Here is a 20,741-nt window from a genome sequence, read left to right as displayed (position 1 = left end):
CGGGACCTCCTAGCTGCCCCCTGGTCGGTCGGACGGGTCGGGGCGGTCGAACGGGTCGGCCGCGTCCCCGTAGTGCTGGTACGCGGCCCAGGCACTCCAGCGCTGCCCGTTCGGCGCGGTGTCCGGCGGCCGCTGCCCCGTGGCGCGCTGCTCGTAGAGCCGCTTGCGGGCCGCCCGGACGGCGTCGCCCACCGTCGGCGGGGCATCCTCGGAACCGCCGGAACCGCCGGCTCCGCCCGTGAGCAGGTGCGTGTAGAACTCCTCGGCGAAGGAGACCCCCTGGTCGTCGGGGATCCGCCAGGCCGCACCGATGTAGTGCCCGACGCCCATCCGCAGGAACTCGTCGGCGAGGCTCGGCACCAGCGCGGCCTGCGGGTTGCCCCACGGGCTCTGGTCCGCCGCTCCGGGCTGCGCGCCGGGCTTGCCGGGCGTGCCCGGCGTGCCGGGGCCGGTGGCGCCGCCGAGCCGGGCCGTGTAGCAGGCGTTGGCGACGACGATCCGGGGCGGCCGTTCGAGCAGTGCCAGTTCCTGGGCGGTCAGCAGGCCGTCCGCGAAGACCCAGCCCGAGCGTCGTCCCGTACCGGTGGGGTCGAAGTCGCTGTGGCCGCAGTAGTGGACGATGTGGTTGCCCCCGCACAGCAGGACGCGCAGGACGTCCAGGCGCCTCGCGGGGTCGATGCCCGGCTGCCGGGTGGAGTTCGCCGCACCGACGAAGAGGGTGACCTTCGCCCCCAGGTCCCTGAGCCGGGTGGCGACGGCCAGGGCCTCGGTGCGGGCTCCCGGCAGCTGGAAGCCCTTCTCCGGGTCTCCCGGGTCGCCGATCACCAGGGCGCGCAGCGGTCCGTCCGACAGCCCCTCGGTCATCACGCGCGAGTAGGGCGTGCGCAGTTGCCGGGACAGCCGCGTCCGGATCGCCAGGGGATCCTGCTGCTCGCCGCCGGCCTGCCGGCTCCCGGCCAGGAACTCCCAGGGCACGGAGGCCGCGTCGCGGTCCAGCTCCAGCAGCACCGTCGCGTCGTCGGTGACCAGTCGCTGGAAGTCCGGAGGCACCACGAACCGCGAGAGCAGGTCCGGGAGTTCGATCGCGTCCTCCACGGTCGGCTCCGTGAGCCGCTCCACGAGCTCCCGCAGCAGGTCCATGTCCACGGGGACGAGCCGTTCCGGTACGGTGGCCCGCCCGGTCAGCGCCGCCCAGCGCAGGCCGCCGATCCCCGACTGGACGGACATCCGGACGGGCACGGAGCCGGAGCCGGGCCCGGAGGCCTCCGGGTCGTCCATGGCCCGTCCGACCGTCAAGGACAGGTCGGTGCGCGCCACTTCGGCCAGGTGGGCCAGCTGTTCGCGGATCTCCCGCCGGATGTCCGGGGCGAAGCCGGCCAGCACCGTGTGCAGGGCGTCCGACGGGTCCGGCGAGTTCGGCGGGTCCGGCGGGTCCGTCCCGCCCGGACTCCCGTCGTGGGCGGCGGCCCCCTCGGAGCGGGCGAGTCCGGTCAGCGCCGTCAGGGCGTACACCGCCGCGGAGGGCGCGAACAGCCGGCCGCCGCTCTCCTCGCGCAGCTCCGGGCCGATCCGCAGCCGGGTCAGTTTCGCGGCGGCTCTGGTCAGCGCGAGGTGGAGCTGCTCCGCGCGCAGCCGGTCGACTTCGACGACGAACACGTCGGTGAGGCGGGGCGCCGGCGCGGAGGTCGGCTGCGTCACGGTCGGCGTCGGCTGCGTCGGCTGCGTCGGGCCCGCGGACGCCAGGATGCCGGCGAATCCCCCGGCCAGTGCGCGGGCGGCCTGGTTCACGGTCAGGTTGCCCGTGCCCGAGCCGATGAGCACGGTCGCCATGGTCCCGACGTGGCCGAGCGCGACCGCCTCGCCCAGCAGCGAGGCGTACATCTGGTGGGCGCGGCGTTCGGTGAGGGTGCCCATCGGCCCCATGCCCACGACGGCGGCCGTCCGTACCGGTCCCCCGTCCTTGCAGGGGAAGTACGTGACCTCCCCCAACTGGGCGCCGATCCAGCCGAGCTTGGTGTGCTCCGTGATGGTCCGGCGGGGGCCGGCGGAGATGGCGGCGTCCAGCGCGAGTTCCGCGGCGGCGGGTGCCACCGACTGGTAGTGCCCGGTGACGTGCAGATCGGCGGGGACCTGTGCGAGGTCGCCCCAGACCACGGTGACGACCAGGACGGGACCGTCGGCACGCGGTGGTTCCTCTGCGGCCGGGTCCGGGGCCGGAGCGGGATGCGGTCCGGGAGGATTGGAGGCGGTCGGTACGTCCTCCAGCAGGTCAGCGATGCGTGCGGCGGCAGTGCTCACCACACTCCTCCTTCGAGTGCGCCACACCGGTCTCCCCAACAGAATTATCCCACTGTTTCCGCGACCGGCCATGGGAGGCGGGGCGGGTGCGCGCCGAAAACCGTTTCGAGCGCGACGGCGGCCGCCCTACCGTGACCTGGTGACGACTCAGGTGATCGTGTTGAACGGCGGGTCCGGCTCGGGCAAGTCCGGGATCCTCCGGTGTCTGCAGGCGGTCCTGCCCGAGCCGTGGCTCGCCGCCGCCGTCGACTCGCTGGTCGAGGCGATGCCCGCCTCCCTGCGGGCGTCGGACGCGGGGATCGGGTTCGCCGCGGACGGCGGCGTGCAGATCGGTCCGGAGTTCCGGCGGCTGGAAGCGGCGTGGATGGCGGGGGTCGCCGCGATGGCCCGCGCGGGCGCCCCCGTCATCGTCGACGACGTCTTCCTCGGCGGAGCGGCGTCCCAGGAACGGTGGCGCACGGCTCTCGACGGCCTGGAGGTGCTGTGGGTCGGCGTCAGGTGCGAGAGCGCGGTCGCCGCGGCGCGCGAGATCGCCCGCGGGGACCGGGCTCGGGGGATGGCCGCCTCCCAGGCCGAGGCGGCCCACCACGGCGTGGTGTACGACCTGGAGGTGGACACCACGCACACGGAGTCGCTCGACTGCGCCCGGGCCATCGCCGCCCGCGTCACGTGACGGGCACCGCGGTCACGGCCGGTACGCCCGCTGCCGCTGGCTCCCGCTAGCGGTGGTGGAGCCACCAGAGCGCGAGGGTCGCGGCCGAGGAGCCGCAGGCGGTGGCCGCGCCGCGGGCCAGTGCGAAGAGCGCGGTCCGCAGGAGCCGTGCGCCCGTCCGCCGCTTGTTCCGATCAGTCGTCCCGGTCATCGCTTCTCCTTGTGCCGTCGGATCTGTGCGGCACCACCGTCGGAGCGGCGACGCTGCGCCGGGCCAAAGAGCGGGCGCAGCGGGCGAGTTCGCTCTAGGCTGCAGGTCATCGACTGCCCGGTGGTGACCGCAGCGGGCACCATCGGGCACGCAAGGGGCACCGGAGCGGGGGGATGACCGAGAAGGCCACGACGCTCCATGCCGAGTTGAGCGCGCTGGAGCGGCGGGCCAGGGCGGGGCGTCGGGCCGACGGCCTGCCGTACTCGCGTCGCGAGACGGCCAAGGCGCTTCGCGCGCGCCCCGAGCCCGTGGACCTGAACAGCAGGCGACTCAGCGACTGGCTGCCCGACGATCCGGCGAAGGCCGTCGCCCCGAGCCCGGCGAACGCCGACGCCGTCTGGGCCCTGGTCTGCCTGTGGAACGAGTGGGCCCGCGTCCCCCCGCGCGAGCGCCCGTCCCGCCGGTACGTCAACGACCTCGTGGACGCCGCGCAACCCGAACGCCGCCCGCGGCCGACCGTCGCGCCCACGCTCCCGCCGCGTCTGCGGGCCCTGCTGGAGCGGCAGAGCACGCTCAGCGAGGACTGGCCCTACGTCCTGCACGAGGGGTCCGGCTCCCTGCTGCCGCTGTCGATGATCCACGTACGGCAGCACATCGACCTCGGCATGGAGACGGACATCGATGGCGGCGACGCCCGCGACAGCGACGGCTATGGAGACGGCGACCAGCACAGCCGGGACCTGGGGCCTGCGCCCCGAAGCCTGCCCCTGGACGCCCTCCTCTCCGACGACGCCGTCGGTCACCTCCTCTTGGAGGCGGGCCCCGGCGGCGGCAAATCGTCCCTGCTGGCCCGGCTGGCCGGGGACGTTTCGGATGCGCTCCTGCGCCGGGACGACCCGCACCGGCCACCCGTCATCCCCCTCTGGGCGACCGCTTCGGCGCTCTCCGCGCACCCCCACGGCGTCGAGGACGCCCTGGCCCGCCCCCTGTCGGACGACCACGGCGGCGAGGAGCCCGTCCGGTTCCACGAGACCGTCGCGGACCTGCTGCCCGAGGCCGGCCGGTGGCTCCTGCTCGTCGACAGCCTGGACGAGCTCCCCGATCCGAACGCCCGCGCCCATCTGGTCCACCGGCTCACGCGCCTCGCCAGGGAGACGGCCGCCCAGAGCGATGAGCGCGTACGGATCGTCATCACCAGCCGCCCCATGCAGGAGCCCGAGCGGAGGCTGCTGGAGATGGCCGGGTTCACCGCGCGCACCCTGGCTCCCTTCGACCACCACCAGCTCCGGGAACTGGCCGGGCGCTGGTTCGACCAGCACGAGCACGGCGGCACCCTCGCGGCGGAGTTCCTGCGCCAGGTCGACCTCGCCCGCCTGCGGGACCTCGTACGCGTACCCCTGCTCGCGGCCGTCGCCATCGCCCTCTACGAGGCGTGGCCCGACCGGGCCCTGCCGTCGAACCAGTACGCCCTCTACGAGCAGTACCGCCTGTACCTGACCGCGGCCAAGGCCCAGCACCGCGGATCCCGCCTCGGCCGGCTGGCGACGCTGTCGCTCAGGAACCCCTCGGCCGCCGCGGCCGTCAGGTTCCTGGAGCAGAACTTCGACGACCTCCTGCGCGAAGTGGCCCACGCGGCACGCGTCATGAAGGCGCCGGACCTGCACCAGCACGCGATCGACTGGCTGGCGCGGAAGCTCGGGCCCGCCGCCCGGGTCTCCATTCCGGGCTGGCGGGACGCCGTCGCCGGGCTCCTGACCTCGACCGGGCTGATCGTCTCCCGGAACGGCAGGCTGCGCTTTCTGCACATCAGCTTCGCCGAGCACCTCGCGGCGGAACACGACGCCCGGCTCCTGCCCGTGGAGTTCTCTCCCCTGGCCGACAGCTGGCAGGAGGTCGTGCTCGGCGCCACCCGCCTGCGCGGCCGGCGGACCCGCCACGCGATGGCCACGCTGCTCCACTACTGTCACCTGCGGCCGCTCTCCTCGGCGGCGTTGCTCAGCTGGCTCCAGCAGGGCAGCGACCGGCATCACCGCGTCGCCGCCCGGCTGTTGGCGGAGGGCTGCCCCGCCTCGGCCGAGCACGTGCGGGACTTCCTGGAGAGGCTGCCGTACCTGCCCGCCGAATGCTGGGAGTCCGCCGGCCACCTGGCCGACGAGGCGGCGTACGAGATGCTCGTCTTCTACGCGTCGAGTTCCGCTCAGCACCGCACGACCAGGGAGCACGCGCTCGACGCGCTCGCCCTCCGGCACCCCGGGGAGGCGCTGCTGCTGCGCGAGCGGCTGGGCCGGGAGGAGTTCCGGCCGCGGCCCGAGTCGCCGTCGACCGGCCTGCATGCGACGGCGGTCGTGGGGACCGGCGTGGAGAGCGTGCTGGAGGGGTTCGGCCCGGCCGATGTCCGCGACCAGGCGGACATCCTGGGCGCCATGATCCTCACCGGGGAGCTGGAGCCGGCCGACAGGGCGGCGATCGCCCAGGCGCTGTGCGCCTCGGCGCCCGACCGGGCCCGGCAGGTCGCGGACCGGCTCGAAACGCTCGCGCGCGACACCGCCCGCACCCCTTGGGCCCGTCATCACGCGGTCGAGGCGCTCCTCGAGTTCGGCGGCTCGTACGTCGGTACCGCCGCGGCCGTGCTGTTGGACCTCGCGACGCGGCCGGACCTCGCGCCCCTGGACCGGTGGGACGCCGCCGAGAGCGTGCTCGACCTGGGTGCACCCCACACCGAGCACGCCCGCCGGATCATGCGGGCGCTGACGCGGGAGCCGGGCCTGTCGGTCGGAGACCTGTTCGACCTCCAGGGCCGCACTCACCGGCCCGGTCCCGCCTGACCGTCCGCGCGTGGTGTGGTCAGGCGAACGGTTGCCGGAGGGTTGCCGACCGGAGGGAGGCGTATCGGGGTGGCTGATATCAGAGGGGGCGACGCGGGTGTCCGCCAGTGGCTCAGGGGCATCGAGGTGTTCGCCCGTCTCCTGCCCGGCTTCGCCCCGGAGCGGGCACCGGCCGAACCGGTCGCGCTGTTCCTGGACTGGCTCGCCGAGGCGGTGGCCGCGGGGGTTCCCGATCCGCACGCCATGACCCTGTCCACGGTGGACGCGTCGGGAGCCCCGGACGCCCGCGTACTCCTCCTCAAGGGCGTGGACGGCGCGGGTTGGCAGTTCGCCGGGCGCGCCTTCAGCCCCAAGGGCGGTCAGCTCGCCTGCCGTCCGCGGGCGGCGCTCACCTTCTACTGGCCGGAGCACGGCCGGCAGGTCCGCGTCCGCGGAACCGTCACCGCCGGCTCGGCGCAGGACAGCGCGGCGGACTTCCTCGGCCGCTCCGCCACCGCCCGCGCGGAGGCCCTGCTGGGCCGCCAGAGCCAGTACCTGACCGACCCCGCCGATCAGGAGCGGGCCCTGGCGAAGTCGCTGGCCATGATCGAGCGGGAGCCCTCGCTCGTGGACACGGCCTGGACGCTCTACACCCTGGAGCCGACGGAGGTGGAGTTCTGGCAGGCCGCCGAGAGCCGCGTCCACACCCGGCTGCGCTACGAACGCTGCCGGGGCGGCTGGGAGCGCTTCCCCCTCTGGTCCTAGCCGCTGCCCCTCCCGGTCCTGGCCGGGCTCCCGCACCATGCGAAAACACAGATGCCAGCAGAACTGAGTATCCACCTCGCAGGTGCCCCAATGATTGACTGATTCTCCTCTTGAATGATTCACTGATCTCCGGCGCTCGCTCCCCGACTGCTTGGCGGCTCTCGCAGTCGCAGCGGGCGTGACGCAAGGAAGCCCCTGCATGCCGATCGCGGTGTTCGGCACGCAGGGGCTCCTTCATGCCGCCATGGCTCGAACGTAAGGAGTGGCCGATGGCAGTCGTCGTCCTGCAGCACGCCCCGGCGGGAGTCCCCTCCGCCGTGGATGCGGCCCTGGAAGCAGCCCGGCTGGACATCCGCATCTACCGCGCGGCGGAGGGCGATCTGCCCGAGGACCTCACCGGGGTCGACGCCGTCGTGGTGACGGGCACGGCCGCGCGGATACCGACCGGCGAGAGCAGCCCCTCGCGCGACGCCGAGCTGGAGCTGTTGCGCGGCGCGCTGGCGACGGAGGTGCCCGTGCTCGGTCTCGGCCTGGGCGCGCAGCTGCTCGCCGAGGCGGCCGGCGGGGGTGCGCCCGAGGACCCCGAGCGCTCCGAGCGGCCGGGCCGAGGGCCCGTACGCACCGCACCGGTGTCGGGCTCGGACCCGCTGTTCGCCGGTATGGCCGCGGAGGACCACCACCGCGTCCACGCGTTCCGCATCGGCGCCAGCGCCTGGGGCCTGCTCCTCCCCGTCGAGGCCGGGCCGGCGCGCGTGGCCGTGGAGCGCTGGTGGGGGCTGCTGCCGGCCCGGTTCGCCGAGCTGGTGGCCGGCCGCTCCGAGCACACCGCCACCCGTGCGTTCTTCACCCGGCGTGCGGACGCGTGGGAGGAGCGCTTCGCCTACCAGACCCCCGCCTACGAGGCCGCCGTCGCCCGCATGGGCCTGCGGCGCGGGCAGACCGCGGTCGACCTGGGCTGCGGTACCGGGCGGGCCATGCCGGCGCTGCGCGCGCACGTGGGCGACGAGGGCACGGTGCTCGGGTTCGACGTCACCCACGCGATGCTCACGGCGGCCGCCCGCATCGGCCGGACCACGGCCGGCCGGCTCCTCCTCGCCGACTGCGCCAGGCTGCCGCTGCGCCCCGCGTCGGTGCACGGCATCTTCGCGGCGGGGCTCCTCGACCACCTCCCGCGCCCGCGCACCGCCCTGCTGGAATGGGCGCGCGTCAGCGCACCGGACGGCGCCCTCCTGCTGTTCCACCCGGCGGGCCGGGCCGAGCGGGCCGCCCGCCACGGCCGGCCGCTGAGCCCGGAGGACCCGCTCGCCGAGCCCAACCTCCGGCCGATGCTCGACGCCACCGGCTGGCGGCTGACGACGTACGACGACGCGGAACAGCACTTCCTCGCCCGGGCCGTCCTCGCACGCTGACCGCCCCGGCATCCCGTGCGCCCTCGACGGCAGGGCCGATTCCCCTGTACGGATGCCGCGGCGGTGGGCCAAGGTGGCGTTGGCGTGGTACCAGTACTGCTTGTAGCAATCCTCGGTGGTGCACTGCGGCGGGCTGCCGGCGTTGCAGCCGTTGCTGCTGTTGCAGAAGGAGTCGAGCGGGGGCTTGACGGCCGTCATACGGGGGTTGATGTCGGCCCACCAGGCCGCCTGGTGGCCGTCGTCAGGTGTCCTTCTTGGCCAGGAACCTTCGCAGGCGGGTCAGCGGCCAGGTGTTGATGACGTCGTCCGCGGTGAGCCAGCCGCGCTGCGCGGTCGCCACGCCGTAGCGCATGTACGGCAGGTGCGTGGTGGCGTGCGCGTCGGAGTTCACGGCGAACTTCACGCCGTACCGCTTCGCGCGCAGGATGTCCTCGTCGCGGAGGTCGAGCCGTTCGGGGTGGGCGTTGACCTCCAGCGCGGTGCCCGCCCGCGCGCAGGCCTCGAACACCGCGTCGAAGTCGGCATCGATACCCGGGCGTTTGCCGATCCGGCGGGTCGTGGGGTGGCCGATGACGGCGACGTGCGGGTTCTCGCAGGCGCGGATGAGGCGGCGGGTGAGTTCGCTCCTGCTCTGGTGGAAGTGGGAGTGCACGGAGGCCACGCAGATGTCGAACTCCGCGAGGAACTCGTCGGGCCAGTCGAGGGTGCCGTCCGGGCCGATGTTGAGTTCCGTGCCGTGCAGCAGCCGCATCCTGTGGTGCGCGCCGTCCAGTTCCCGTACGCGCTCGCGCTGGGCGAGGATCTTCTCGCTGGTCATGCGCTGCATGGAGAGGTTCGGGGCGTGGTCGGTGACCGCGTAGTACGCGTATCCGAGGGCGGCAGCGGCGGCAACCATGTCCTCCAGCGGGGCCAGGCCGTCGGTGAGGTCGGTGTGGGTGTGCAGATCGCCGCGGATGTCCTTGTCCGTGAGGAGGTCCGGGAGTTCGCCGCGCAGCCCGGCCGCGATCTCGCCGCGGTCCTCGCGCAGGGTCGGGGGGATCCAGGGCAGTCCCAGCCGGGCGTAGACCGCTTCCTCGGTCGCGGAGGTGAGGTTCTCGCCGCTCTCGGCGTCGAAGAGTCCGTACTCGGAGAGCTTGAGGCCCTGGCGCACCGCGAGTTCGCGGGTGCGGATGTTGTGCGCCTTGGATCCGGTGAAGTACTGGAGCCCCGCGCCCCAGGAGGCGGGCGGCAGGACGCGCAGGTCCACCTGGAGGCCGGTGGCGGTCCGTACGGAGGTCTTCTTCTGCCCGTGGGCGATGACCTCGGCGGTCTGCGGGAGGGTGGTGAGCGCGTCCATGAACGGAGCCGGCCGGCGGGCCGCCACCAGGATGTCGACGTCGCCGATGGTCTCCCTCATGCGGCGCAGGGACCCGGCGTACGTGCACCGGACGCAGCCGGGGACCTCCGACAGCGCGGCGACGAGCTGCTCGGCGACGTCCATGGCCGCGCTGACGAGGATCCGTCCCTCGCCGGCCTTCTGCAGCACCGCGATGCCGTGCAGGATGTTGTCCTCGGTCCGCTCGCCGAAGCCCTTCAGGTCGCGCAGCCGTTCCTGGCCGATGGCCTCGACCAGCTGGTCCACGGAGCTGATGCCGAGCTCCTCGTACAGCACCATGGCCTTGCGGGGCCCGAGCCCCGGAATCGCGACCAGCTCGCGCACTCCGGCCGGTACGTCGGCCCGGGCCTCGTCGACCACGGTCATGCGGCCGGTCCGCAGGTACTCGATGATCTTGTCGGCGACCGATGTGCCGACGTGGGGGATCTCGCGCAGGCCCTTGGCGTCGAGCGTGGACACGTCCTGCGGGTGGCCCCCGACGGCCCGGGCGGCCTTCTCGTAGGCGCGCGCCTTGAAGGCCTCCCCGCCCCGGATCGCGAGGAGGTCCGCGTACTCCTGGAGCAGAGCCTCGACCTGGTCGTTGGCTCGGGCCATGACTCCAGGGTGCCCCGCGGGCCGCGCCCGGGCACGTCGGGCGGCCCACCGGTCCGTGGGCGGCCCGGGGTCAGAGCATGACGTGTTTGGCCTGGGTGTAGTCCAGGAGGCCGGACAGGGAGAGGTCGCTTCCGTAGCCGGAGTGCTTGACCCCGCCGTGGGGCATCTCGGAGACGGTGGTGCCGTGGGTGTTCACCCAGACGATGCCGGTGTGCAGGGCGCGGGTGGCGCGCATGGCCCGGTCGTGGTCGGTGGTCCACACGCTCGCGGCCAGGCCGAAGCGGACGGCGTTGGCCAGGTGCAGGGCCTCGGTCTCGTCGGCGAAGGGCTGGACGGTCACCACCGGGCCGAAGGTCTCCTCCTGCACGATCTCGTCGTCCTGGCGGACGCCGGCGACCACGGTGGCCTCGTGGAAGAAGCCGGGGCGGGGCGGCCGGCCGCCGCCGGTGACGATCTCGGCGTGGGCCGGCAGCCGGTCCAGCAGGGCCCGTACCGAGGCGAGTTGGGCCGCGTTGTTGAGGGGGCCGAAGTCGACTCCGGTGCGGAGCGCGGCCGCTTCGGCGGCGAAGGCCGCGAGGAAGGCGTCGTGGATCCGGCGGTGGACGAGGAGCCGGGTGGGCGCGGTGCAGTCCTGGCCGGCGTTGTAGTAGGCGACCGCGGCGAGGGCGGCGGCGGTGGCCGGCACGTCCACGTCCTCGTGGATCAGGACGGGGGCGTTGCCGCCCAGTTCCAGGTGGACCCGTTTGAGGCCGGCGGCCGCGGCCGCGGCGATCTCCCGGCCGGCCCGGACGCTGCCGGTGACGGCGATCAGGGCGACGTCCGGGTGGGCGGTCAGGGCCCGCCCGGTGTCGCGGTCACCGCAGACCACGTTGAGCACCCCCGGCGGAAGGTGGTCGGCGGCGAGCCGGGCCAGGAGCACGGCGGAGGAGGGCGTGGTGTCGGCCGGTTTGAGCACGGTGGTGTTCCCGGCGGCGATGGCCGGGGCGATCTTCCAGGCGGCCATCATCAGCGGGTAGTTCCAGGGGGTGATCTGGGCGCAGACGCCGACCGGTTCCCGGCGCAGCAGGGAGGTGCGGCCCTCGGTGTACTCGGCCGCCGCGGCGCCCGGGAGGTTGCGTGCGGCGCCGGCGAAGTAGCGGACGGCGTCCGCGATCGCGGGCAGTTCCTCGGCGCGGAACTGCTCCGGGGGTTTGCCGGTGTCCGCGGTCTCGGCGGCGGTGAGGGCGTCGGCGTGTGCCTCGATGGCATCGGCGATGCCGAGCAGGGCGCGCTGGCGGGCGGCCGGGGTGGTGGTGGACCAGTGCGCGTACGCCGTGGCCGCCGCGGCGCAGGCCGCGTCCGTGTCGGCGGGGCCGGAGCGCGGGGCGTGGCCGTGCACCCGGCCGGTGGCCGGGTCCGTCAGGGCCATGGTCGCGCCCGAGGCGGCGGGGCGGTCCGCTCCCCCGATGTGGTTGTGCAGGACGTCAGCCACGGCGCAGCGCCTCCTCGGCGGCGGCGCGTCCGGTACGGACGGCGCCTTCCATGTATCCGGCCACCCACTGATCGGATCCGCAGACGTAGAAGGGTGGTTCGTGGGTGCCGTGCCGGGGGCCGACGGCCATGACGTCGCCGGGGGTCCACTGGGTGACGTACCCCTGGGTCCAGGGGTCGGTGCCCCACAGGCGCAGGTACGAGGCGAGCGGCCGGTGGGCCTCGTCGCCGTAGAGGCGGGCGATGTCGGCGAGCAGTTCGGTGGTGCGCAGCGGGGCGGGCGTGCCGAGGAGGACGCCGTAGCGTTCGGGCGGGACGAGGGCGGACAGGATGCCTTCGCTCTGCGGCCAGGTGCTGCCGAGGACCCCCTCGCTTTCGGAGAGGCCGCTGAGGCCGCGCCCGCGCCAGAAGGGGCGCTCGTACGCGGCGGTGAACTTGGCGGCGAGGGCGTGGCGTTGGCGGTGCAGGGAGGCGAGGCGTTCGTCGGACACTCCGGTGACGGCGACCGAGCGGAGCGGGCCGACGGGGAGGGCGCTGACGACGGCGCCGGCGGTCAGGGTCTCGCCGCCGGCCAGGCGTACGGTGCAGGGGCCGGGCCGGCGGATCGCGATCGCCTCGACGGGTGAGCCCGTACGGATCCGTCCGGCGAGCCCTTCGGCCATGCGCAGGGCCACGGTGGCCGATCCCTCGGCGACCCGCAGGCCCTCCCAGGCCTCGTACTCGTAGTGGCCGGTGGCGGGTACGGCGGCGTGCTTGCGGAGGGCTGCGAGCAGGGAGGTCCGTTCGCAGGAGCCGTCGGCGAGGGCGAGTTGGCCGATCTCCCAGAGGCGGACGACGGCCGGGGTGGCTCCCTGGGCGCGCAGCCAGTCGCCGACGGACAGCAGGTCGAGGGCGGTGGCTTCGGGGTGCGACCAGGGGTCGGCCGGGTCCACGGACTCGGCGAGCGCGGTGAAGGCGGCGGTGACCTTGGCGTGGCAGGTGTCGTCGCCGGGGCCGAACCAGTGGGGCGGGTCCGCGGCGGACACCCCTTCGGGGGTGGCGCGGACGAGGGCGCCCGGTTCGGCGACGTAGCTGGGCACCAGGGTGAGGCCCAGTTCCGCGGCCAGCGTGGTGTAGGCGGTGTGGGCCCGGCCCGCCACCTCCCCGCCGAGCTGGACCAGCCGGCCGTCGGGGAGGGTGGTCTGTTCGACGCGTCCGCCGACCCGGTCACGGGCTTCGACGACGAGGACGTCGGCCCCGCCCGCGGCCAGGTCGCGGGCGGCGGCGAGACCGGCCAGTCCGGCGCCCAGCACGATGACGTCGTGGTTCATGGGGGTGCTTCCTTCGGTCGGTACCGGGCGGCGGTACGGGCGGGAGCGGCGGCGGGAGGGGCGGCGCGGGCTCAGTCGAGGACCAGGCAGTGTTCGGGCTTCCAGCCGACCTCGACCTGCTCGCCGCCGCTCCAGCGGTCCTCCATGCGGGAGCGGACGGTGTTCTGCTCCAGCACGGACACCGTGACCCCGGGGGCCAGTTCGATGAGGTAGGTGGTGGTCGGTCCGCAGTAGACGGTCTCCCGGACGACTCCGCTCACCTTGGCCATGCCCGGTTCGAAGTCGGAGAGCCAGATCTTCTCCGGGCGGATCGAGAGGCTGACCCGGCTGCCGTCGGGCACGTCGGTCCGGGGGCCGACGGGCAGGGCGGGGCCCTGGTCGAGGACGACCCGGCCGGAGCGGTAGGTGCCGGGGACGAGGTTGGAGGTGCCCATGAAGGAGGCCACGAAGCTGCTCGTCGGGCGCTCGTACACGTCCTCGGGCGTGCCGCACTGCTCGATGCGGCCCTCGTTCATGACGGCGAGGCGGTCCGACATGGTCAGTGCCTCGTCCTGGTCGTGGGTGACGAAGACGAAGGTGATGCCGACCTCGCGCTGGATCTGCTTGAGCTCGACCTGCATGCGGCGGCGGAGTTTGAGGTCGAGGGCGGCCAGCGGTTCGTCCAGCAGCAGGACCTGGGGGCGGTTGACGAGGGCGCGGGCGAGGGCGACGCGCTGGCGCTGGCCGCCGGAGAGGGTGGGCGGCTTGCGGCCGGCCAGTCCCCCGAGCTGGACGAGGTCGAGCATGTCGGCGACGCGCTCGCGGATCTCGGCGCGGGCGACGCCCTTGCGCTTGAGGCCGAAGGCCACGTTGTCGGCCAGTGAGAGGTGGTCGAAGAGGGCGTAGCTCTGGAAGACGGTGTTGACGTTGCGCTTGTTGGGCGGCAGGCCGGTGACGTCCTGGCCGTCGAGCAGCACGCTGCCTTCGGTGGGGTCGGCGAAGCCGCCGGTCATCCGCAGCAGGGTGGTCTTCCCGCAGCCGGAGGGGCCGAGGAGGGAGAAGAACTCGCCCGGGGCGATGTCGAGGGTGACGTCGTGGACGGCGTAGGCCTCGGAGTTGGGGTACCGCTTGCCGATCCGGTCGAGCCGGACGGCGGGGTGGTCGTACACGGGGGTCGGGTACATGGGGTCACTTCCCGGAGAGCAGATCGAGGCCGCCACGGCGGCCGAACAGGCGCGGGATGGCGAGTGCGAGGACGATGAGTCCGATGGATCCGACGAGCATCAGGGTGCCGACGGCGTTGATGGTGGGCTGGACGCCGAACCTGATCGCCGAGTAGATGCGGACGGACAGCGGCTGCGGATCGACGCCGGTGGTGAAGTAGGCGAGGACGAAGTCGTCGAAGACGAGGGCGAAGATCAGCACCCCGGAGGCGAGGATGCTCGGGAGCAGCGCGGGGAGCGTCACCAGGCACAGGGCCTGTCTGCGGGTGGCGCCGAGGTCCATCGCGGCCTCTTCGACCTCGGGGTTGAGGGCGGCGATGCGGGAGCGCAGGATGACCGTCACGTACGAGATGGAGAAGGTGATCTCGGCGAGCATCACGGTGCCGGTGGACAGCGTGATGCCCAGCCCCTTGAAGAGCAGCATCGCCGCGACGCCGGTGACGATCTCCGGGGTGATCAGCGGGACGAGCATGACCAGGCCGGCGAAGGAGCCGAGGCGGCCCCGGTTGCGGACGAGGCCCAGGGCCAGGGCCACGCCGAGGACGAGCGAGCCGGCCATGGCGACGAGGGACACCCGCAGGCTCATGCCGAGCGAGTCGAGGAGCACGTCGTCGTGGAGGAACGCCGAGTACCAGCGGAGGCTGACGCCGTCGAAGACGGTCAGGGACTTCTGCGCGTTGAAGGAGAACAGGACGACGACGGCGACGGGGAGGTAGAGCAGCGCGAAGAAGACCGCGGTGACGGCGATGGCGAACCGGGGCCTGCGCTCGGCTCCGCGGCGCGGCCGCCGCGGGCGCGGGGGGCGGGGCCGCGGTCCGGCGGGCCCCTGCGGCCCGGCCGTGCCGGCGGGACGGGGGACGGTGGGTACGGTCGTTCCGCGCGACAGTCGAAGTGCCGTACGAAGACCTCGGGGGGCGGGTCGCAGGGTCATCGGGCCGCCTCCGCCTCGTCCTTGCGGGTGCGCCGCAGGTAGCCGAGCATCCCGAGCAGCAGGACGGCCATCAGCAGCATGGTCAGGGCGGAGCCGAGCGGCCAGTTCTGGCCCTGGAAGAACTTGTCCTGGATCAGGTTGCCGATCATGATCTGGTCGGGGCCTCCCATGAGCTGGGCGCTGACGAAGTCGCCCATGGCGGGCAGGAAGACGAGGACGCAGCCGGCGGCCGCGCCCTGCCGGGTGGCGGGGACGGTGACGAAGAGGAAGGTCCGCAGGGGGCCGCCGTAGAGGTCGCGGCCGGCTTCGATGAGCGAGGTGTCCATGCGTTCCATGGCCGCGTACAGCGGGATGACCATGAAGACGACGAAGCCGTAGACGAGTCCGGCGATGACGCCCGGTCCGGTCTGCAGGATCCTGGTGCCGTCGTCGGCGACGCCGATCGCGCGCAGGGCCTTGAGCAGTGGTCCGTCGTCGGAGAGGAGGACGGACCAGCCGTACATCCGCACCAGGTAGTTGGCGAAGAACGGGACGACGATCGCGGCGATCAGCAGGTTCTTGAAGCGTCCGCCGTGCAGGGCGATGGCGTAGGCCACCGGGTAGGACACGGCCAGGCAGATGAGGCAGGTGATCAGCGCGTAGCCGAGGGAGCGCAGCAGGACGGTGCGGTAGGCCGGGTCGGCCAGCGCGGCGAAGTTGTCGGGGTTGAGTCCGAAGCGGGGGTTTCCGAGGGGGTCGGTGGTACCGAGTGCGAGGGTGGCCACCAGGAGGAGGGAGGCGAGGAGGAATCCGGTCATCCAGAGGGTGCCGGGGAGCATGAGCCAGGTCCACAGCCGCGCCCCGGACGCGGCGGACGTTCCTCCGCGCGGGCGGGCGGCGGGGCCGGATCGATCGCGTCGCAGCATGTCAGCCGGCCTTCACGTCGGTCCAGGCGGCGTCGCGGCGCTGTTCGCCCTCCGCGGTGCCGTTGCGGAAGTAGCGGTCGTCCTTGAGGTCTTGTGCGGTGACCAGGCACTGGGGGAAGGGTTCGACGAGCGCGGTGTAGGTGTCCTCGGTGCCGCGGACCGGCATCGGGTAGCCGATGTACTCGATGTTCTTCTTCACGTTCTCCGGGCGGAGCATGTAGTCGATGAAGAGCATCGCGGTGCCGGGGTGCTGCGCGTTGGCGGGGATGGCGTAACAGTCGGAGTTGACGGGGGCGCCCTCACGGGCGACTTCGAAGCCGAAGACGGTGGGGTCCTCCGCCTGGGCGAGCATGGCGGCCATGTCACCGCTCCAGGCCTGGGTCATGTCGGCGTTGCCGTTGAGCAGGTTGTTGTAACTGTCGCTGGAGAAGCCGCGCAGGCGGGGGCGGAGCGAGCGCAGGGTGTCGGTGACGCGTGCGAGGTCGCCCGGATCGCCGGTGGTGAGGTCGAGGCCCAGCTTGAGGGCTCCCAGGCCGAGCACCTCGTCGCGGTCGTCGAGGACGAAGACCTTCCCCTTGGCCTGGGCGTTCCACAGGTCGTCCCAGGAGCCGGTCAGGTCGCCGAGCCGGTCGCGGCGCCAGCCGATGCCGGTCTTGAACATGGTGAAGGGGACGGTGTGGGCGGAGCCGGGGTCGTACCAGGGGTCGGTGAAGTAGTCGTAACCGCCGAACACGGCCTCGGCGTTCTTCAGCCGGGTGTGGTCGATCGTCCGCAGTCTGCCGCCGGCGGCGAGGCGCTGCGACCACTTCGCGGTGGGGAAGATGATGTCGTAGCGGTTTCCCGCGTTGAGCTTGGCGGCCATGCCTTCCATGGAGTCGAAGTTCGACTGGACGACCTTGACGCCGTACTCCTTCTCGAATCCTTCGAAGACGGCGGGATCGACGAAGTCGGCCCAGTTGAAATAGACCAGGTCGCCGTCGACCTTGACGTCGATCGGTGCCTGACCGGCCGCTTCGCCGGCCGGGTCAGCGCCGGAGGCGAATCCGCAGCCGGCGGCGGCGAGGCCGAGGACCGTGGCGGTGCCGGCGCGCAGGAAGGAGCGTCTGGTCGGGGGGAGTGCCTCGGGGGACATGGGGTCCTCTCCGTAGGGGGGCCTCGGGGGGAAGGGGCGCCGGGGTGGTGACGGGGGGCGGCGCGGACGTGTGCAGACAAGCGGTGCAGCGGGGGGCGGGCCTACGGCGGTACGGCTGGGAGGGGTGGCCGTACGGTGGTGCCCGCGGCGGGTCTTCAGCGGGAACGGCTCACTGTCCCGCGGTGTCGAGGTCCGCCCGGATGCGGCCGGCGAACCAGCCGACCGCCGACTCGCGGCGGGACAGGGGCCCGGGCTCGAAACCGGGGGTGGAGAGTCCCTTCTGGACGCGGGCGACCAGTTCGGCGTCCTCGTCGTTGGTGATCCAGCCGATGTGGATGTTCAGGCGCCGGGCGAGCCGGGTGCGCAGGCCGGTGCCGCGCCGGGTGTAGAACGCGCCGGGCACTGCCACCCGGTCCACCGCCGTCGGGATCGCGGTCCAGGCCAGTACGTGGTCGGGGTAGAAGTCGATGAGGGTGTTCGGGTAGATCACCGCGTACCGCCAGACCCGCCTGTCGGCCTCGGCGAGGCCGGGCATGGGGGCGGCGATGCGCTGGTAGAGGCGTTCGGCCCAGTTCGAGGACGGTTTGTCCCGCAGCGGCGAGGCGAACAGCGCGTACGAGTCCTCGATCTCGCAGGTGTAGCCCTGGTAGTCGAGCAGCCGCATCAGCCCGGGATGGGCGACGGGGACGTGGTAGCCCTCCAGGTAGTTGTCGACCGCCACCTTCCAGTTGGCCTCCTGCACCTCGGCGCCGGCCAGGTCGTGGATGCGGCTGCGGCCGACGGGCACCAGGTCGGCGCCCGCGTAGTGGCCGACCGCCTCGGCGAGCCCGGCGCACTGTTTCGCCAGTGGCACGGCGTCGGGGTCGAGGTTGACGAAGACGAAGCCGAGGAAGGATTCGACGCGGGCCGGGAACAGGCCGAGCGCGGGCTTGTCGAGGCAGGGGATCTGCCGGGCCTCCGGGGCGCCGACCAGGCTGCCGTCGAGGCGGTACGTCCAGCCGTGGTACGGGCAGCGGATGGCCTTGCCGTCCGGTTCGGGGGCGGTGACCAGGCGCGTTCCGCGGTGCCGGCACACGTTGAGGTGGGCGGCGAGGCCTCCGTCCTCGGTGCGGACGACGAGGACCTCGCGGTCCGCGACCGTGGCGGCGAGCCGGGCGCCGGGGCCGGGCAGGTCGGACTCGTGGCAGACGAGCTGCCAGGACCTGGCGAAGACCTGCCGCGTCTCGGCGGCGGCCGTGCCGGGGTCGGTGTAGTAGCGGGCTGACAGTGCGGGCCCGGGAGCGTCCTGGACCGGCTGCCGGTCAGGGTCGGCGGGGGTTCGTTCGGGGGCTCTGGAGTACATCGGGTGACTCCTCCGTGCCGGCGGTGCGGCGATCGGTTCGGCGTCCGGTTCAGAGAGGGAGGGCGAGACGACCCAGCGGCGGGCAGCAGGAGGCGGCGGACGCCGCAACCTTGCTGACCGATTGGACAGCCAGATTGCTGGCTGATTTCCGCCGGGTCAAGACTTGTACGCTGACCGATCGGTCAGCTAGCGTAATTCTCGTCGCTGCACCGGCGTTCCTCCACTTCTGGGCCTTTTGTCGGGCCGGATGCAGCCCCGCCCCCCGGGCATCCCCCCTCCTCTGCCTTTGGCTCACGTGACCGTCCGGCCCCTGACGGTCACGGACCGTCCCCCTCCCCCCTCCCTTCCTCCACCCCACCCCTCCCGGAGGCACGCATGAGCGGTCGTCGGCGTCTGGACTGGCTCGGGCTCACCCCCGAACCCGAGCGGGAGCTGCCTGCGGCGGTCGCCGCCCTGCGCGCCTCCTCGCAGCGCCCGCCCGTGGCGCCCGCCGAGCTGGCGGCCGCCGAGCGGCGCCGCGTCGAACACCTGGTCCTGCGGGGCAGCCGGCACAGCTGGCTGCGCTACCTGACCGAGGTCACCGAGCTGGTGACCGCCGCGGCCACCGGCCCGGAGCCAGGGCCAGGGCCCGAGCCGGGGCCAGGGCCGGGCCCCGGCGACCGTACGGCCGCCCTGCTCGCCGCCGAGGTGGTCCTCGACCACCACCGCATGCTCATCGGCCTCCCGGGACCGGGGTACGGCCGCACCGCCAGGGACCGCGCCGCGCTGGAAAGCGCCGTACGGACCCTGCGGACCACTCCCCCGACAGGAGAAAGCCGATGACCACGATCCGCCGGCCGGCGCAGCCGCCACCGGACTCCGTACTCGGAGCGTCACCCCACGCCGTCGAGAGCGCGGCGGCCTACCGCGCCGCCGGGGGCTACGCCGCCGCCACCGGCCCGGACGAGCTGCTGCACCACCTCGCCGCGTCCGGTCTGCGCGGCCGGGGCGGGGCCGGCTTCCCGGTCGCCGTCAAACTGCGCTCCGTACGGGACCGGGGCGGCCGCCCGGTGGTGGTGGCGAACGGCGAGGAGGGCGAGCCGGGTTCGGTCAAGGACCGCTGGCTGCTGCGGGCCCGGCCCCATCTGGTCCTCGACGGACTCGCCCGCGCCGCCGCCGTCACCGGCGCCGTCAGCGGCTACGTCTACCTCTCGGACCCCGAAGCGGCGGCGCGCGTCCGCCGGGCCCTCGCCGAACGGGACCCCGGCCTGCGCGTCGAGGTCGTCGAGACCGCCCACACCTACGTCGCCGGGGAGGAGAGCGCGGTCGTCCGCCGGATCGACGGCGGACCGGCGCTGCCCACCGCCAAACCGCCCCGCCCCTTCGAGCGGGGGGTCGGCGGCGCGCCGACCCTGGTCTCCAACGTCGAGACCCTCGCCCGGATCGCCCTCACCGCCGCCCGCCCCGACCTGCGGGACCGGATCGCGGACTCCACCCTGGTCACCCTGTCCGGCGGGCCCGCCGCCCCGGTCCTCACCGAGGTTGCCTTCGGCACGCCGCTGCGCACCCTGGCCTCCCTGCTCGGCACCCCGGAGGCCGGCGGCGCGCTGATGGGCGGCCTGTTCGGCGGGCTCGTCGACTCCGACGCCGTGGACCGCCTCCCGCTCGAACGCGACGCGCTGACCGCCGCCGGTACCGCCCTGGGCTGCGGGGCGATCCGTTTCCTGTCCCCCGGCACCTGCCCGGTGACCGCCTCCGCCGACGCGGCCGGCCACCTCGCGGCCGAGAGCGCCCGGCAGTGCGGGGTCTGCGTCTCCGGGACCAGGGCCGTCGGCGAGGCCCTGTACGCGCTCGCCGCCGGGACGGCCGGGCCGGACACCGCCGACAGCCTGCGGCGCTGGTCGCAGGGGCTGCCGGGGCGGGGCGCCTGCGGTCTGCTCGACGCCGCCGCGGGCATCGCGGGCAGCCTGCTCCGCGCCTTCCCCCGACTCGTCCGCTCCCATCTCGCCGCGCCGTGCCCGGTGTGCGCGGCCGCCGAGCCCGCGGACGGCCGCCGACGCCTCACGGTCGCCGTGCCCGAGGTGGCCCCGCGCACCAGGGCCGCGTCCGCGCCGGCCGTGCCGAAGGCCGCCGCCCTCCCTACCCCGTTGCCCGCCCTGAAAGGAACATCGTGAAACTCCTGCTGGACTCCACCCGCTGCCAGGGCTACGGGCTGTGCCAGGAACACGCACCCGGCCTGGTCGAACTCGACGAATGGGGCTACGCGAAGGTCATCGCCGTCGCGGTCCCGTCCGGTACCGAGGAAGCGGCGCGCGCCTGCGCCGAGAGCTGCCCCAACTCCGCCCTCCGAGTGGAGAAGTGA

At 73.6% G+C, this 20,741-nt stretch carries 17 protein-coding genes; 7 read left to right on the top strand and 10 right to left on the bottom strand.

The window, feature by feature from the left end; all coding sequences use genetic code 11:
* Positions 1-9: 9 nt before the first annotated feature.
* Positions 10-2,298 carry a CHAT domain-containing protein gene (locus tag ACFYZ4_RS26425; RefSeq protein WP_390784984.1) on the bottom strand — a complete coding sequence of 763 codons (2,289 nt, stop codon included), beginning with the start codon at positions 2,296-2,298 and terminating at the stop codon, positions 10-12.
* Between the two features lie 139 nt (positions 2,299-2,437).
* On the opposite strand from ACFYZ4_RS26425, the gene cpt reads away from it, so the two are divergent.
* Positions 2,438-2,971, top strand: a complete 534-nt coding sequence (gene cpt / locus ACFYZ4_RS26420) for a chloramphenicol phosphotransferase CPT (RefSeq protein ID WP_390784983.1) — start codon at positions 2,438-2,440, stop codon at positions 2,969-2,971.
* A gap of 46 nt (positions 2,972-3,017) precedes the next feature.
* On the opposite strand, the gene ACFYZ4_RS26415 is transcribed toward cpt, so the two are convergent.
* Positions 3,018-3,161, bottom strand: coding sequence for a hypothetical protein (locus tag ACFYZ4_RS26415; protein WP_351296287.1), 144 nt, complete (start codon positions 3,159-3,161; stop codon positions 3,018-3,020).
* A 173-nt stretch (positions 3,162-3,334) separates the two neighbouring features.
* On the opposite strand from ACFYZ4_RS26415, the gene ACFYZ4_RS26410 reads away from it, so the two are divergent.
* The 3 genes from ACFYZ4_RS26410 to ACFYZ4_RS26400 all read left to right on the top strand — a co-directional run bounded on the left by ACFYZ4_RS26410 (position 3,335) and on the right by ACFYZ4_RS26400 (position 8,139).
* Complete coding sequence (locus ACFYZ4_RS26410; RefSeq protein WP_390784982.1) at positions 3,335-5,986, top strand: NACHT domain-containing protein; 2,652 nt, start codon at positions 3,335-3,337, stop codon at positions 5,984-5,986.
* Between the two features lie 69 nt (positions 5,987-6,055).
* Entirely contained in the window at positions 6,056-6,730 is a 675-nt protein-coding gene (locus ACFYZ4_RS26405) for a pyridoxal 5'-phosphate synthase (RefSeq protein WP_390784981.1), read from the top strand.
* A gap of 269 nt (positions 6,731-6,999) precedes the next feature.
* Positions 7,000-8,139: a methyltransferase domain-containing protein gene (locus tag ACFYZ4_RS26400; RefSeq protein WP_390784980.1), complete on the top strand. Its 1,140-nt coding sequence runs from the start codon at positions 7,000-7,002 to the stop codon at positions 8,137-8,139.
* Between the two features lie 241 nt (positions 8,140-8,380).
* Here ACFYZ4_RS26400 and polX read toward each other — a convergent pair whose 3' ends face one another.
* The 8 genes from polX to ACFYZ4_RS26360 form a co-directional block, all read right to left on the bottom strand.
* Complete coding sequence (gene polX, locus ACFYZ4_RS26395; protein WP_390784979.1) at positions 8,381-10,108, bottom strand: DNA polymerase/3'-5' exonuclease PolX; 1,728 nt, start codon at positions 10,106-10,108, stop codon at positions 8,381-8,383.
* Positions 10,109-10,178: 70 nt separating this feature from the next.
* Positions 10,179-11,516 carry an aldehyde dehydrogenase family protein gene (locus tag ACFYZ4_RS26390; RefSeq protein ID WP_390785067.1) on the bottom strand — a complete coding sequence of 446 codons (1,338 nt, stop codon included), beginning with the start codon at positions 11,514-11,516 and terminating at the stop codon, positions 10,179-10,181.
* Positions 11,517-11,571: 55 nt separating this feature from the next.
* Positions 11,572-12,888: a flavin monoamine oxidase family protein gene (locus tag ACFYZ4_RS26385; protein WP_390784978.1), complete on the bottom strand. Its 1,317-nt coding sequence runs from the start codon at positions 12,886-12,888 to the stop codon at positions 11,572-11,574.
* A gap of 71 nt (positions 12,889-12,959) precedes the next feature.
* The gene (locus ACFYZ4_RS26380) at positions 12,960-14,051 is read right to left on the bottom strand and encodes an ABC transporter ATP-binding protein (RefSeq protein WP_351296270.1); all 1,092 of its coding nucleotides are present in this window, start codon (positions 14,049-14,051) and stop codon (positions 12,960-12,962) included.
* 4 nt (positions 14,052-14,055) lie between these two features.
* Positions 14,056-15,021 carry an ABC transporter permease gene (locus ACFYZ4_RS26375; RefSeq protein WP_390784977.1) on the bottom strand — a complete coding sequence of 322 codons (966 nt, stop codon included), beginning with the start codon at positions 15,019-15,021 and terminating at the stop codon, positions 14,056-14,058.
* Positions 15,018-15,926, bottom strand: a complete 909-nt coding sequence (locus ACFYZ4_RS26370; protein WP_351296264.1) for an ABC transporter permease — start codon at positions 15,924-15,926, stop codon at positions 15,018-15,020. The genes ACFYZ4_RS26375 and ACFYZ4_RS26370 overlap by 4 nt, the downstream gene beginning before the upstream one ends.
* Position 15,927: 1 nt before the next feature.
* On the bottom strand, positions 15,928-17,058 hold the full coding sequence (locus tag ACFYZ4_RS26365; RefSeq protein ID WP_351296338.1) for a spermidine/putrescine ABC transporter substrate-binding protein: 1,131 nt from the start codon (positions 17,056-17,058) through the stop codon (positions 15,928-15,930).
* Positions 17,059-17,227: 169 nt separating this feature from the next.
* Entirely contained in the window at positions 17,228-18,400 is a 1,173-nt protein-coding gene (locus ACFYZ4_RS26360; RefSeq protein WP_351304926.1) for an aromatic ring-hydroxylating dioxygenase subunit alpha, read from the bottom strand.
* Between the two features lie 375 nt (positions 18,401-18,775).
* Here ACFYZ4_RS26360 and ACFYZ4_RS26355 point away from each other — a divergent pair, with 375 nt between their 5' ends.
* From ACFYZ4_RS26355 to ACFYZ4_RS26345, 3 genes are read left to right on the top strand one after another with little or no spacing between them, the layout of a single operon-like run.
* A complete protein-coding gene (locus tag ACFYZ4_RS26355) occupies positions 18,776-19,222 on the top strand; it encodes a hypothetical protein (protein WP_390784976.1) in 447 nt (148 codons plus the stop codon).
* Positions 19,219-20,553, top strand: a complete 1,335-nt coding sequence (locus ACFYZ4_RS26350) for an NADH-ubiquinone oxidoreductase-F iron-sulfur binding region domain-containing protein (RefSeq protein WP_351297996.1) — start codon at positions 19,219-19,221, stop codon at positions 20,551-20,553. Before ACFYZ4_RS26355 ends, ACFYZ4_RS26350 begins: the two co-directional genes overlap by 4 nt.
* Positions 20,550-20,741 (top strand): ferredoxin, encoded by a 192-nt coding sequence (locus ACFYZ4_RS26345; RefSeq protein WP_351297993.1) that lies wholly within the window; start codon positions 20,550-20,552, stop codon positions 20,739-20,741. The genes ACFYZ4_RS26350 and ACFYZ4_RS26345 overlap by 4 nt, the downstream gene beginning before the upstream one ends.

Source organism: Streptomyces sp. NPDC001513 (assembly GCF_042894695.1).
GTDB lineage: Bacteria > Actinomycetota > Actinomycetes > Streptomycetales > Streptomycetaceae > Streptomyces.
The sequence above is the reverse complement of the archived record's forward strand: the minus strand, read 5'-3'. Positions and strand labels throughout refer to the sequence as shown.